The following is a 13,049-nucleotide window of genomic DNA, read 5'->3' as shown; positions in this document are numbered from 1 at the left end:
GTACACGGACGCGGTGCGCGCGGTGGAGGCGGCCCGTTCGCACCCGCTGACCGACGCGTCGCGGACCGTGGCGCTCGGCGGCAGCCAGGGCGGCGGCATCACGCTCGCGGTGGGCGGCCTGGTGCCGGACCTCGTGGCGATAGCGCCGGACGTGCCGTTCCTGTGCGACTTCCCGCGCGCCACGGTGCTGACGGACCGTCACCCCTACCGGGAGATCGGCCTGTTCCTCAAGACGCACCGCGGTCGCGCGCGGGACGTGCAGCGCACCCTGGCGTACTTCGACGGGGTGCACTTCGCGGCGCGCGGCTCGGCGCCCGCCCTGTTCTCGGCGGCCCTGGAGGACCAGACCTGCCCGCCGTCGACGGTGTTCGCCGCCTTCAACGCCTGGGCGCACGACGACAAGAAGATCGAGGTGTACGACTTCAACGACCATGAGGGCGGCGGCCCCTACCAGCAGGAGGCCAAGGTGCGCTGGCTGCGGTCGTACGCCTGACGGCCGGGCGTCGCCGCAGCGGTTCGTCGGCCACCTTCCCTCCGGTCCGACCAGTCGGTACGTTCGGGGGGCCCGGCCCGCACCGCCGCGGTCCGGGGTTCCGGCTGATCACGGAGGGCCCATGTCCGAGCAGGTGCCAGAGGTGCACGGCCACTGCGACCCGCGGTTCGCCGCGGTGCGCGCCGCCTTCGAGGAGAACTTCCGGGAGCGGGGCGAGCTGGGGGCCGCGGTGGCCGTCACGGTCGACGGCGTGACCGTGGCCGACCTGTGGGGCGGCTGGGCGGACGCGGCGCGCACGCGCGCGTGGGAGCGGGACACGGTGGTCAACGTGTGGTCGACGTCCAAGGGGCCGACGGCCCTGTGCGCGCACATCCTGGCCGACCGGGGGCTGCTCGACCTCGACGCCCCGGTGGCCGTGTACTGGCCCGAGTTCGCGGCGGCGGGCAAGGAGGGTGTCCTCGTACGCCACCTGTTGTCGCACCGCGCGGGTCTGTCCGGGCTGCGCGAGCCGCACACCCTGGAGCAGCTCTACGACTGGGAGTTGACGACCGCGCGCCTGGCGGCGACGGAGCCCTGGTGGGAGCCGGGCACCCGGTCCGGCTATCACGCGTTCACCTACGGCCACCTGATCGGCGAGGTGGTGCGCCGGGTCTCGGGGCTGCTGCCGGGGGCCTTCCTGGAGCGGGAGGTGACCGGGCCGCTGGGCCTGGACTTCACCATCGGGCTGCCGGAGAAGGAGGCCGGGCGGGCGGCCGAGCTGGTGCACGCGCCGGCCGCGCCCAGCGGCGAACAGGCCGCCGCCTTCGACCAGTTGGCGCCCGCCGCCCTCGCCTCGCTGGCCAACCCGCTGGTCGGGGCGGGCGAGGCCAACTCTCCCGGCTGGCGGGCCGCCGAGATCCCGGCGGCGAACGGCCACGGCACCGCGCGGGCCGTCGCCGCGCTGTACGGCGTTCTCGCCGGGCAGGGCTCCCGAGGCGGCCGGCGGGTGCTGTCCGCCGAGGCCGCCGAGCGGGTGCGCGAGGGGCAGGGCAGCTGCCGGGACCTGGTGCTGGGGGCCGGGCTCGGGCACGAGACGGAAATCGGCCTCGGCCTGTGGCTGAGCGGCCCGCACGGTTCCTACGGGCCGAACCCGCGGGCTTTCGGCCACGACGGCTTCGGCGGGTCCTGCGGTCTCGCCGACCCGGAGGCCGGGGTGTCGCTGGGGTACGTGATGAACCGTATGGGCCCCCGCATCGCGGACGACCCGCGCAAGACAGCGCTGGTGGAGGCCGTGTACAGCGCCCTGTGAAAGGGACGTCGGGCGGTCCGGATCCGGCCGTTCGGGCCGCCCGCCCTTCCCTGCTGGTTTAGACCAATGCTAGATCTGGTGGCGCACAAGCCCGCACGGCACGCACCCCAGGAGGCGCGCGGCATGGCCCGCACCACCCCGCACGACCGGCCCATCTACTGGCGCATAGCGAAGGAGCTGCTCGGCGAGCTGCGCGACGGCACCATTCCGCCCGGTGAACGGCTGCCCGGCGAGCGGCAGTTGGCGGAGCAGTTCGGGGTCAGCCGGGTGACCGTCCGGCAGGCGTTGGAGGTGCTGCGCCGGGACGGCCTGGTCGAGACGGACCGGCGGGGCACGCACGCCGCTCTGCCCGGGGCGCCGGTCGGCACCCCGTCCTGCCTCGCCTTCCCGGTCGGCGCCCGCCCCGCGGACGACCCCTCGGCGCTGGACCGGGCCACCATCGCCTGGGAGCCGCCCCCGCCGGAGCACGCCGAGGCGCTCGGGCTCGCCCCGCACCGCCCGACCCTGGTGCACCACTACGAGTCCGCCGGCGCCCACGGCCGCGGGGCGCGCACGGCCGTGACCTCCTTCTCCGCGACCGCCCTCGCCGAGGTGCCGGAACTCGCCCGCTACCGCGACCGTGCCGACGCCGCCGGATCGCCGCACCTGCGCCGCGTCTACGACTGGATGCGCCGGGCGGGCCTCACCCTCCACCACCGGGACTCCCTCACCCTGCTCGACCTCACCCCGCTCGACGGCACCCCTGCGCTACGGGTGACCCGGCTCGTGCACGACCAGTACGCCCGGCCGCTGGAGATCACCGACCTGGTGATGCGGGCCCCGCAGGAGGATCTGGTCTACACGTTCACACTGCCGGCGGCGGACGGTCCGCGCGCCGCCGAGGAGGACGCACGGTGGCTCCACGGTCGTGCACTCTGAGTCGGATCGCGCGGCGGATCCGCTGCCGGCCTCGGGCCATGACGACGCATGACGCACAGCAGATCGAGGCGGCCAACGCCACCGACCGCACCCCGGTCGTCTTCGTGCACGGCCTGTGGCTGCTGCCGTGCAGCTGGGACCGCTGGGCGGCCCACTTCGAACGGGCCGGCTACGCGCCGGTCTCGCTGTCCTGGCCGGACGACCCGGAGACCGTCAAGAGGCAGCAGCACGATCCGGGCGTGACCGAGATCGTCGAGGTCAAGGACCGTGGCCACGCGCTCACCATCGACCACGGCTGGCAGGAGGTCGCGGACACGGCACTGTCGTTCGTACGCCGCTTCGTCCGACCCGCTCAGAGCGGGCGGCGCGCCTCGACCATCCGCACGCGTGGGCTTCCGTCGCTCCTGGTCCCGAACTCGGGCAGGGCGCGGAGGTCCACCCGGAAGCCGGCGCGCTCCAGTTCCCGGCGCACCTCGCCGAGCCGGAAGGCCCGGTAGTACATCACGAACGGCGGCCGCCACACGGCGTTGCGCACCCGCATCACGGCGTCGAAGCCGAGGAGCATCCAGAAGGCCCCGGTGGTGGGGCGCGGCGGGGCGAGAACCGGGAACGCGAACCGGCCGCCCGGCCGCAGCGCCGTGTGCACCTGGGTGAAGAGGTTCGGCAGTTCACGCGGCAGGAAGTGCCCGAACGCGCCGAAGCTGACGACGAGGTCGAAGCGGGCCGTGAAGGGCAGGGCGCGGGCGTCCGCGCGCACCCAGGACACCCGCGGGCCCCGGGCACGCGGGCGCCGGCGGGCCTCGTCGAGCATGCCCGCGCTGAAGTCGACCCCGGTGACGCTGCGCCGGCACACGGTCGCCAGCGCGTCGACGCCGGCGCCCGTGCCGCAGCACAGGTCGAGGCCGTCGTCGTAAGGACCGCTCGCGCGCAGGGCCCCGGCGACCGCGTCCAGGACGGAGTCGGGCGTGCGGAAGGGCGTGTGGTCGAACTTCGGCGCGAGGAGGTCGTAGCCGTGCTCGACGGACGACAGCGCCTGGACGGCGAGTTCGCGCAGCGTGGGGCCTTCGGGGCTGAACATCGTCGTCAGCCTATCCCCGGGACGCCGTGTGCCGCCGCCCGGTGCCCGGTAGCCTGACCGCCGTGCATGTGGGTACCGCCGACACCCGGCTCGTCGTGCTGCGCGGCAACTCCGCCTCCGGCAAGTCCTCCGTCGCGGCCGGGATCCGCGACCGGTTCGGACGGGGCCTGGCGCTCGTCGGGCAGGACAATCTGCGCCGGGTGGTCCTGCGGGAGCGCGATCTGCCGGGCGGGGCGAACATCGGTCTCATCGACACCGTCGCCCGCTACGCCCTGGACGCCGGCTACCACGTCGTCGTCGAGGGCATCCTCTACGCCTCCCACTACGGCGAGATGCTGCGGCGGCTGCGCGCCGACCACCGCGGGCCGACCCACTGCTACTACCTGGACGTGCCGTTCGAGGAGACCCTGCTGCGGCACGCCACCAAGCCGGACATGCCCGGGGTGGGCGAGGCGGAGCTGCGCGACTGGTACCGACCGCGCGATCTGCTGCCCGGCGGCGTGGAGAGGGTCGTCGGTGCCGAGAGCTCGTTGGAGGCGACGGTGGACCGCGTCATGCGCGAGTCAGGTCTCGCGCTGCTGCCCGCGCGGGAGCGGTGAGAGCGGCCCCGGGAACAAACGCGACCGCCACCGCCTTTACCGGATCGGCGGCCCGAGTGTCGTATTCCTAGGCAGGGACCCGCTCGCGGTGCTACGCTGCCGTCAGCATCTGTGTACGCCGTGTTGTCGGCGCCGATGCGAGTTCTCTCCTTCAGTTCGCTGAGCCACCCGGCTGTTCCGGCTGGCGCACCGGCATCTCCGCACACCTCGTGAGCAGCGGTTCCCGTCGTACCCGAGGTGCTGCTTCCCGCCGCCGGAGGCGCGCGTACGCCCTCCCCTCGCGGCTTCACCCCCTTCCTTCCGCATGCCTCATGCCTTCCGTCCTCGAAAGGACCGACCACCATGACCACCACCCTCGAACACCCCTCTGTGCAGCAGCAGTCCCCGGTCCGGATCGTCACCGGTGTCCTCGACCTCGACGGCAGCGGCAAGGGGCAGCTGCGGGCCGAGCACTGCCTGCCCTCCCCCACCGACCCCGAGGTCCCGCCCGCGCTGGTCCGCCGGCACGGACTGCGCAAGGGCGACCTCGTCGAAGGCGTACGGGGCGGTCAGCGCGTGCTGACCGACATCACCCGCGTCAACGGCCGTACGCCGCAGGAGGCGCGCGGACGCCGTCACTTCCGTGACCTCACGCCCCTCCATCCGCACCGGCGGCTGCGCCTGGAACATCCGGCGGCCGGGCTCGCCGGGCGCCTCACCGACCTGATCGCCCCCGTCGGCAAGGGCCAGCGCGGGCTGATCGTCGCCCCGCCCAAGACGGGCAAGACCGTGCTGCTCCAGCAGATCGCCGCGGCCGTCGCCGGCAACCATCCCGAGGCCCGGCTGATGGTGGTGCTGCTCGACGAACGCCCCGAGGAGGTCACCGAGATGCGGCGCTCCGTGCGCGGCGAGGTGTACGCCTCCACGTTCGACCGGACGCCCAAGCAGCACATCGCGCTCGCCGAACTCGTCGTCGAACGGGCCAAGCGGCTCGTCGAGGCAGGCGAGGACGTGGTGATCCTGCTCGACTCGCTGACCCGGCTGTGCCGGGCGCACAATCACGCGGCGGCCGCCGGAGGCCGCACGCTCAGCGGCGGTGTCGACGCGACCGCGCTGATCGGCCCCAAGCGGTTCTTCGGCGCCGCGCGGGCGGCCGAGGAGGGCGGCTCGCTCACCGTCCTCGCCACCGCCCTGGTCGACACCGGCTCCCGCGCCGACGGCTTCTTCTTCGAGGAGCTGAAGGGCACCGGCAACATGGAGCTGCGCCTCGACCGCGAACCGGCCTCCCGCCGTGTCTTCCCGGCCGTCGACATCACCGCCTCCGGCACCCGCCGCGAGGAACTCCTCCTGACCCCGGCCGAGTTGACGGCCATGCAGGGGCTGCGGCGCGCGCTGCGCACCCGGGACGGACAGGCGAACCTGGAGACGCTGCTGGAGCGGATGCGGGCGACGCCGGACAACGCGACCTTCCTGCGCCGCATCCAGCCGACACTGCCGTCGGCCTGACCACCGCGGCCGACACGCCGGACCCACCCGGTCGGGCGCGCGGCATCCGGGTGCACGCGCGCCCCGTTCGGCACGGGCAGCGCGAGGAAGAGCACCACCATTCCTACGTTGATCATATGACGATCGGATTCTCCTCCCGGGCTGCCGTGTCGGCCTGCGCGTTCTGTGCGGCAGGCGCCCTGGCCCTCGATCCCGTCGCCGCCCCGGCCGGGGCGGACCCCGGCGCGCCCGGCGGAACACGGGCGGACCTGCCGCGGCCGTCCCTGCTGTACCGCTCCGGCACACAGGTCAGGCCCCGCTCCGGAGCGCCCGGGCTCCCCCGCGTCTCCGCGGCGTCGTGGCTGGTGGCCGACGCCGACAGCGGCGAGGTGCTCGCCGCGTCCAACGCGCACCGCAGGCTGCCGCCCGCCAGCACCCTCAAGACGCTGTTCGCGCTCACCGTGCTGCCGGCCCTGCCCGGCGGGATCCGGCACCGGGTCACCGCGGCGGAGCTGAGGGGCATCGGGCCCGGCAGCAGTCTCGTCGGGGTCGCGGAGGAACGGACGTACCGGGTCACCGACCTGTGGCACGGCGTGTTCCTCAGCTCCGGCAACGACGCCGTGCGCGTCCTGGCCGCCCTCAACGGCGGCTGGCGCGCCACCGCCGCCCGGATGCAGGCCAAGGCCCGCTCCCTCGGTGCCCTCGACACGCGCGTGCTGTCGCCGGACGGGTACGACGCGCGCGGCCAGGTGTCCTCCGCGTACGACCTCGCGGTGTTCGGGCGGGCCGGGCTGCGCAACGCGGACTTCGCGCGGTACTGCGCCACCGTGCGGGCGAGGTTCCCCGGGCACGGCGGCCGGACGTACCCCATCGTCAACACCAACCGGCTGCTGAGCGGGGCGGACGGCGTCGCGCGGTACCCGGGGCTGATCGGCGTCAAGAACGGCTACACCAGCGACGCCGGTCACACGCTCGTCGCCGCCGCCCGCCGCGGTACCCGCACCCTCGTCGTGACCGTGATGCGCCCACGGGCGCGCGGCGCGTTCACCGTCTACGAGGAGGCGCGCGAGCTGCTCGACTGGGGGTTCGCGGCCGCCGGGCGGGTCGCTCCGGTGGGCTCGCTGGACGCGTTGCGGGCACGGCCGCGACCGGGTCCCCCGGTGGTGCCGGTGGCCTCCGCGGCCCCCGCCGACGACGGTCCCGGCTGGCCGGAGGCCGGGCGGATCGCGGGTGCCGCCGTGCTCGGCGGGACGGGCGTGGCGCTGCTGCTGCGCCTGGTGGGCCGCCGCAGGCCGGCCGGCTGACCGGCCGGCAGCCACAGCAGCAGACCGAGCGTGATCCAGGTGTAGAGGTTGCCGCCGAGGAAGCCGTCGACGCCGGACGCGTCGTCGAACCACAGCCACACCACGCTGGTGCACAGCACCGCGTACAGGGCGCCCGCCACGCGCGGGTGCCCGGCGCGGACCAGCACCGCGAACGACGGCAGCAGCCAGACCAGGTGGTGCACCCAGGTGATGGGGCTGACCAGGCAGGCGGTCAGCCCGGTCAGCGCGAAAGCCGCCTGCCAGTCGCCCGCGGCCGCCGCCCGCCGCGACCGCCACGCCCACACGGCCAGGACCGCCGCCGCCAGCACCGCCCACACCGGCCGGCTCTCCACGCCCAGCCGGGCCAGGACGCCCTGGAGGGACTGGTTCGAGACGTAGTCGAGGCGCCCGACGCGGGTGGTGTCCCACAGGGCGCTCGTCCAGTAGAAACGGGAGGCGTCCGGGGCGATCAGGGCCGCGAGCGCGGTGGCGGCGACGGCGGTCCCGGTGGCGACCGCGGCCGCGCGCGGGCGGCGGGCGAGCAGGAGCAGCCCGATGAAGAGCGCCGGCGTGAGCTTGATCGCCGCGGCGAGACCGATACCGATACCGGCCCAGCGGGTCCGGCCGGTCGACAGCAGCAGGCAGTCCGTCAGGACGAGGGCCAGCAGCAGGATGTTGACCTGGCCGAAGCTGAAGGTGTCCCGCAGCGGCTCGAACAGCGCGAGGGCGCAGGCGCCGAGGGCGACGCCGTACCAGCCGTGGCGGCGCCACCCCGGTCCGGCGAGGACCCGGGCGGCCAGGGCCAGGGCGGCCAGGTTGAGCAGCAGGGCCGCCACGATCGCGGTGCCCAGGCCGACCAGCGCCATCGGCAGCATGACGACGGCGGCGAACGGCGGGTAGGTGAAGCCGTACGGCGTGCCCGGCACCCGGTAGTCGTAGACGCGGCCGTCGCCGTTGATCCAGCTGTCGACGGTGCCGTGGTAGACGCGCAGGTCGAACCAGTCCCGCAGCAGCGGCACGGTCGCGGTGAACACGGTCACGGCGGTGACCAGGGCGAGGACCAGCAGCAGCCGGCCGCGGTCGGTGCGGGGTGCCCTCATGCCGTACGTCCCAGGGTGGTCGGGGCCTGTGCCGCGAGACGGGCCTGCCACAGGACGACCACGGCGAGGGCGCCGCCGCAGACCGCGAGGACCAGCCGGCCCGCGTCGGCCGGGTCGCCGTCGGGCAGGACGGCCAGGGCGAGCACCCCGGCCACGGCCGCCATCCGGTGCCGTACCGAGGTGCTCGGCGCGGCGGCGGCGATGAGGAACAGGCCCCATAGGGCGTACCAGGGGCGGATCGCCGGGCCGAAGGCGGCGACCGCCGCGAGGCTCAGGCCGAGCGCGTACACCGGGCGCGGACGCAGCCGCCACCAGATGACGACCAGGGCGACGGCGGTCAGGGCGAGACCCAGCGCGTGCCAGGCGGGGACGGCCAGCGGCGCCAGGTCGCTGCCGACGCCCTCCAGCAGGGCGCGGGTGGCCCGGCCGAGCAGGCTGGTCAGGGCCCAGTTCTGCGCGGAGACGGGGGTGTCCAGGGCGGCTATCCAGCCGTACCCGGTGCCCGCGACGGCGGTGGCGGTGACCGTGGTGACGGCGCAGGCGGCGGCGGTCGTCGCCACCGCGCGCAGCGGGCGCCGGCCGGCGCGCAGTTGGAGCACCAGGACGGCGGCGAGGCCCAGCGCGGCGGGTGCCTTCACCAGGGCGGCGAGGGTGACCAGGACGGTGCCGAGGACCGGGCGGCGGCCGAGTGCGGCGACCAGGCCGACGCCGAGCAGCCCCAGCATGATCGCGTCGTTGTGGGCGCCGGCCACCAGGTGCAGCAGCACCAGCGGGTTGAGGGCGCCCAGCCACAGCGCTGCGGCCGGGTCGGCGCCGCTGTGCCGGGCCAGCCGGGGCAGCGCGGCGGCCATCAGCGCCACCCCGCACAGCGCGACGCATCGCATCCCGATCAGTCCCGCCGGGAGTTCGCCGCTGGTCAGCCCGGACAGGGCGGCGGCGACGGCGAGGAACACCGGGCCGTAGGGAGCACCGGTGTGCTGCCACAGCGGGGCGACCTCCGCGGCGAGCGGGCCGCCGAGCCGGGCCGGGCCGTGCGCGTACACGTCCATGTGGGCGTCGACCATGGCGCCCTGGGCGAGGTAGCTGTAGACGTCCCGGCTGAACAGCGGCGGCGCGATGAGCAGCGGCGCCGCCCACACGGCGAGGACCAGCACCAGGGCGCGCGGGGTGGGCGGGTCGGCGCCGCGCACCAGGCCGCCGAGCAGCACCCAGGCGGCGGTCAGCAGCACCAGCCCGAAGTACACGCCGACCAGGCCGAGCACGGCGTGCGGCGAGGACGGGGCGAGCAGCTCGCGGGCGGGCAGCGCGCCGGCCGTCTCGCCGCCCAGGGCGAGACAGGCGGTGCCGGCCAGACCCAGCACCTGACAGCGACGGAGATCGACGGGAAAAGCCATGGCCAACACTCGGTCAGGTTGTCAACGCCGGGTGGCCGGAAAGCGACGCTCCGGCCTCCTGGCGGCGGCCTGCGTGTGACCGCCGTGTGAGCGTGCCGGGCCGGTCAGGAAAAACGTGAACTGGAGACGGGTCCGGTCGACTTCACCTGGGCCCGGTCACCGCGCAGCCAGGTGCCGCGGACGGCCGTGACGAAGTCCGTGAGCCGTTCGACGGTGTCCGTGGGTGTCTCGCCGTCGCCGCCGTCGGGGGTCGGGTCGGCGGCCACGATCTCTGCGGCGATCTCCGCCTCCGGGCGCTCGTCGGGCTCGCCCGCCTCCACCCCGCCGTCGGCGCCCTGCCGCAGGCCGGCGCTCCAGGGCGCCACCGCGTGCTGGTGCAGGAAGGTGACGCTGTCGGGGGTGACGGCGGGCGGGTCGGTCCAGCAGCTCGCGTGCTCGTGGAGCACCTGCCCCGGCACTCGGTCGAACAGTTGCCCGAGGATCGCCGGGCCCTGGTCCGTGGCCGCCGTCTCGTCGAGGTCGTAGGCGACGACGACCGTGTCCTGGCGCGCCGCGTCGAAGGGCCGTGCCGGGAGGCCGAGGATCTCGGCGGCGGCCAGGCCCAGGACACGGCTGCCGCGGTCGGGCAGCAGGGACACCGAACGCGGACGCGCCTCGGCCGCGTCGAGGACCGCCTTCAGGCGCAGCAGACCCTGGAGGCAGAGGTCGTGGCTGTCCTGGAGGTAGGCGAACCGGCCGGCCATGCCCGCCCCGAAGCCGTACGGCGACAGCGTGCCGAGCACGGTGCCGCCCATGACGTACTGCCAGCCGCGCAGGTCGGTGCGGTCCAGGGCGCTCGCCGCCTCGGCGCTCGCGGCCCGCTCCAGCACGCGGTTCTGGCGGTCACGCGCCGGCAGCCACATCTCGTCGTCGGGGGGCGGCAGCAGGGCGTGGTGGCGGCGGGCCAGCGCCAGGTCGCCCGCCAGGACGGCGTTGAAGACCAGCAGGTAGCGGTCGGGCCACTCGGCGAACCCCGACTCGTGCTCGGCCAGCACGTCGGCGGCCTCGCGGTGGCGGCCCTCGGCCTCGTAGGCCGAGACCAGTTCGCGCAGCGCCGCGAGGGAGCCCGGGACCAGGCGCAGCGCCTCGCGCAGCGCGGGTATCGCGAGGTGGGACACGCCGCGCTCGACGCACGCGTACCCGAAGTCGTAGAGGGTCTGCGCCGCGTCCGGCCGTGCGGTCAGGGCGGTGGCGGCCTGCCGGAGGTCGTCGAACCCGGCGGACTCGGCGGCCCGCGCGACCACCAGGGCGACCTCGGCGAGCGGCTGGGGCTCGGGCGCGCGCCGCAGTTGGCGCAGCGCGCCGGGGACGTCGCCCAGGTCGAGCAGCTCCCAGGCCTTGAGCAGTTCGGGAGACCGGGGACGGCGAAGCTTGCGGGAGAACATGCGGGGGATCCTCCCCGGTGAGCGGGGAGGGCCTCAACTGCTTTAACGAGCGCCGAGGTTGAGTATCCGTACTCAGGACGCGGCGCCGTACGGCGATGAGGCTGAGGTCATGACCTCCGCACCCGAAGCCCCCGTCTCCGAGTCCACGCGACCGCATCCCGGGACGGACGTGTTCGTCGCGCTCGCCCTGCTGGCACTGGACGCCGTCGTCGCCCTGGTGGCGGGGCTGTGGAGCTTGATCATCACCGATTACGACCTGTTCGGCGGCGACAACGAGGGGGTGAGCCTCACCCCGGTCGTGACGACCCTCACCGTGGTCAGCGTCCTCTTCCTGGGCACGGCGCTCCTCGCCGGACGGCGGAAGGCGTACGTCACCGCCGTCGTGCAGGGCCTGGCCGGGATCACACTGCTGCTCTCGGCCGTGACATGGCAGGCCGAGAGCAACGGGGACCACCGTCGGCCGGCGCCCGAGTCCGGCTACAGCGGGCCGCACTCGGCGTGCCGGTCGGGCGGCGACAGCAGCGAGTGCCTCGGAGGCTGACGGGTCAGAACACCGACAGCCCGGTCAGGGTCGTGAACCGGTCCAGCGCCGCGACGCCCGCCACCGAGTTGCCGCGTTCGTCCAGGCCGGGGCTCCACACGCACAGGGTGCAGCGGCCGGGGACGACGGCGATGATGCCGCCGCCGACGCCGCTCTTGCCGGGCAGCCCGACGCGGTAGGCGAAGTCACCGGCCGCGTCGTAGGTGCCGCAGGTCAGCATGACGGCGTTGACCTGCTTGGCCTGGCTGCGGCTGAGCAGCCGGGTGCCGTCGGCGCGGACGCCGTGCCGGGCGAGGAAGGTGGTGGCCAGGGCGAGGTCGGCGCAGCAGGCGGTGATCGAGCACTGGCGGAAGTACTGGTCGAGCAGGGCCGGCACGGGGTTGTCGATGTTGCCGTAGGACGCCATGAAGTGGGCGAGGGCGGCATTGCGGTCGCCGTGCGCCGACTCGGACGCGGCGACCTCGAGGTCGAAGTCGAGGGCCGGGTTGCCGCTCTCGGCGCGCAGAAAGGCCAGCAGCTCCCCCGCCGCGTCGCCGGTACGGGTGTGGAGGCGGTCGGTGACCACCAGCGCGCCCGCGTTGATGAAGGGGTTGCGGGGGATGCCGTTCTCGTACTCCAGCTGGACCAGGGAGTTGAACGGGTTGCCGGAGGGTTCGCGGCCCACGTGCTCCCAGAGGGCCTCGCCCTCGCGGGCCAGGCCGAGGGCGAGGGTGAACACCTTGGTGATGGACTGTGTGGAGAACGGCTCGCGCCAGTCCCCCACCCCGTACACCGTGCCGTCCAGTTCCGCGACGGCCATGCCGAAGCTGCGGGGGTCGCGGGCGGCGAGCGCCGGGATGTAGTCGGCGGGCCGGCCGCGACCCGGGGTGCGGGACATCTCCTCGGCGATGCGCTCCAGGACCGGCTGGAAGGTGAGGGACGACGTCGTTGTCATGATCACCATTGTGCCTCCGGGCCGGTCCCCGTGCGTCGTCGCAGGTGGGAAGGGGTCAGACCAGGGGGGAGCCGTTGCCGGCGACGACCTCCGGGCGGAGCAGGTCGGCGAGCCGCTCCGCGGGCAACAGGCCCTTCTCCAGGACGAGTTCGGCCACGCCCCGGCCGGTGACGAGGGCCTCCTTGGCGATGTCGGTGGCGGCCGTGTACCCGATGTGCGGGTTGAGGGCGGTGACCAGCCCGATGGAGTTCTCCACCGTCGCGCGCAGCGCCTCGGTGTTGGCGGTGATACCGGACACGCACCGCTCAGCCAGCGTCAGGCAGGCGGCCCGCAGGTGGGTGATGGACTCCGACAGGGAGTGCAGGATGACCGGCTCGAAGGCGTTGAGCTGGAGCTGTCCGGCCTCGGCGGCCATCGTGATGGTGACGTCGTTGCCGATCACCTCGAAGGCGACCTGGTTGACGACCTCGGGGATCACCGGGTTCACCTTGCCCGGCATGATCGACGAACCC

General features: G+C 74.5%; 12 protein-coding genes and 1 pseudogene. 7 read left to right on the top strand and 6 right to left on the bottom strand.

Going from position 1 to position 13,049, the window contains the following annotated elements; genetic code table 11:
* From ALMP_RS42720 to ALMP_RS42710, 3 genes are all read left to right on the top strand, one after another.
* A partial coding sequence (locus ALMP_RS42720; RefSeq protein WP_264937446.1) for an acetylxylan esterase occupies positions 1-493 on the top strand: 493 nt, incomplete at its 5' end.
* Positions 494-614: 121 nt separating this feature from the next.
* A complete protein-coding gene (locus ALMP_RS42715) occupies positions 615-1,781 on the top strand; it encodes a serine hydrolase domain-containing protein (RefSeq protein WP_264937445.1) in 1,167 nt (388 codons plus the stop codon).
* Positions 1,782-1,904: 123 nt separating this feature from the next.
* The gene (locus tag ALMP_RS42710) at positions 1,905-2,699 is read left to right on the top strand and encodes a GntR family transcriptional regulator (protein ID WP_264937478.1); all 795 of its coding nucleotides are present in this window, start codon (positions 1,905-1,907) and stop codon (positions 2,697-2,699) included.
* 352 nt (positions 2,700-3,051) lie between these two features.
* Here the strand turns inward: ALMP_RS42710 and ALMP_RS42705 are convergent, their stop codons facing one another.
* Positions 3,052-3,777, bottom strand: coding sequence for a class I SAM-dependent methyltransferase (locus tag ALMP_RS42705; protein ID WP_264937444.1), 726 nt, complete (start codon positions 3,775-3,777; stop codon positions 3,052-3,054).
* Positions 3,778-3,830: 53 nt separating this feature from the next.
* Between ALMP_RS42705 and ALMP_RS42700 the strand changes: the two genes are divergently transcribed.
* The 3 genes and pseudogenes from ALMP_RS42700 to ALMP_RS42690 form a co-directional block, all read left to right on the top strand.
* Complete coding sequence (locus tag ALMP_RS42700) at positions 3,831-4,376, top strand: kinase (RefSeq protein WP_264937477.1); 546 nt, start codon at positions 3,831-3,833, stop codon at positions 4,374-4,376.
* 342 nt (positions 4,377-4,718) lie between these two features.
* A complete protein-coding gene (gene rho / locus ALMP_RS42695; RefSeq protein WP_264937443.1) occupies positions 4,719-5,861 on the top strand; it encodes a transcription termination factor Rho in 1,143 nt (380 codons plus the stop codon).
* A 116-nt stretch (positions 5,862-5,977) separates the two neighbouring features.
* Positions 5,978-6,802 (top strand): annotated as a pseudogene (locus ALMP_RS42690) (D-alanyl-D-alanine carboxypeptidase family protein); the annotation flags it as partial.
* A gap of 89 nt (positions 6,803-6,891) precedes the next feature.
* Here ALMP_RS42690 and ALMP_RS44260 read toward each other — a convergent pair.
* From ALMP_RS44260 to ALMP_RS42675, 3 genes are all read right to left on the bottom strand, one after another.
* Positions 6,892-8,244, bottom strand: coding sequence for a glycosyltransferase 87 family protein (locus ALMP_RS44260; protein ID WP_309299623.1), 1,353 nt, complete (start codon positions 8,242-8,244; stop codon positions 6,892-6,894).
* Positions 8,241-9,638: a polyprenol phosphomannose-dependent alpha 1,6 mannosyltransferase MptB gene (mptB, locus tag ALMP_RS42680; RefSeq protein ID WP_264937441.1), complete on the bottom strand. Its 1,398-nt coding sequence runs from the start codon at positions 9,636-9,638 to the stop codon at positions 8,241-8,243. The genes ALMP_RS44260 and mptB overlap by 4 nt, the downstream gene beginning before the upstream one ends.
* 104 nt (positions 9,639-9,742) lie before the next feature.
* Positions 9,743-11,062 carry a M48 family metallopeptidase gene (locus tag ALMP_RS42675; RefSeq protein ID WP_264937440.1) on the bottom strand — a complete coding sequence of 440 codons (1,320 nt, stop codon included), beginning with the start codon at positions 11,060-11,062 and terminating at the stop codon, positions 9,743-9,745.
* A gap of 109 nt (positions 11,063-11,171) precedes the next feature.
* Here ALMP_RS42675 and ALMP_RS42670 point away from each other — a divergent pair, with 109 nt between their 5' ends.
* Positions 11,172-11,603, top strand: coding sequence for a DUF6234 family protein (locus tag ALMP_RS42670; protein WP_264937439.1), 432 nt, complete (start codon positions 11,172-11,174; stop codon positions 11,601-11,603).
* 4 nt (positions 11,604-11,607) lie between these two features.
* Here ALMP_RS42670 and ALMP_RS42665 read toward each other — a convergent pair whose 3' ends face one another.
* Positions 11,608-12,546: a glutaminase gene (locus tag ALMP_RS42665; protein WP_264937438.1), complete on the bottom strand. Its 939-nt coding sequence runs from the start codon at positions 12,544-12,546 to the stop codon at positions 11,608-11,610.
* Between the two features lie 46 nt (positions 12,547-12,592).
* On the bottom strand, positions 12,593-13,049 hold a 457-nt coding region (locus ALMP_RS42660; RefSeq protein WP_264937437.1), incomplete at its 5' end, for a lyase family protein.

The sequence above is a fragment of the Streptomyces sp. A012304 genome, from assembly GCF_026008495.1.
In the GTDB taxonomy this organism is placed as follows: Bacteria; Actinomycetota; Actinomycetes; order Streptomycetales; family Streptomycetaceae; genus Streptomyces.
Note: the sequence above shows the minus strand (reverse complement) of the source record. Positions and strands in the feature narration are given on the sequence as shown.

Coding starts and splice junctions, on each gene's coding strand:
- ALMP_RS42715 (WP_264937445.1), top strand. CDS start 615: ATGTCCGAGCAGGTGCCAGAGGTGCACGGCCACTGCGACCCGCGGTTC.
- ALMP_RS42710 (WP_264937478.1), top strand. CDS start 1,905: ATGGCCCGCACCACCCCGCACGACCGGCCCATCTACTGGCGCATAGCG.
- ALMP_RS42705 (WP_264937444.1), bottom strand. CDS start 3,777: ATGTTCAGCCCCGAAGGCCCCACGCTGCGCGAACTCGCCGTCCAGGCG.
- rho (WP_264937443.1), top strand. CDS start 4,719: ATGACCACCACCCTCGAACACCCCTCTGTGCAGCAGCAGTCCCCGGTC.
- ALMP_RS44260 (WP_309299623.1), bottom strand. CDS start 8,244: ATGAGGGCACCCCGCACCGACCGCGGCCGGCTGCTGCTGGTCCTCGCC.
- mptB (WP_264937441.1), bottom strand. CDS start 9,638: ATGGCTTTTCCCGTCGATCTCCGTCGCTGTCAGGTGCTGGGTCTGGCC.
- ALMP_RS42675 (WP_264937440.1), bottom strand. CDS start 11,062: ATGTTCTCCCGCAAGCTTCGCCGTCCCCGGTCTCCCGAACTGCTCAAG.
- ALMP_RS42670 (WP_264937439.1), top strand. CDS start 11,172: ATGACCTCCGCACCCGAAGCCCCCGTCTCCGAGTCCACGCGACCGCAT.
- ALMP_RS42665 (WP_264937438.1), bottom strand. CDS start 12,546: ATGGTGATCATGACAACGACGTCGTCCCTCACCTTCCAGCCGGTCCTG.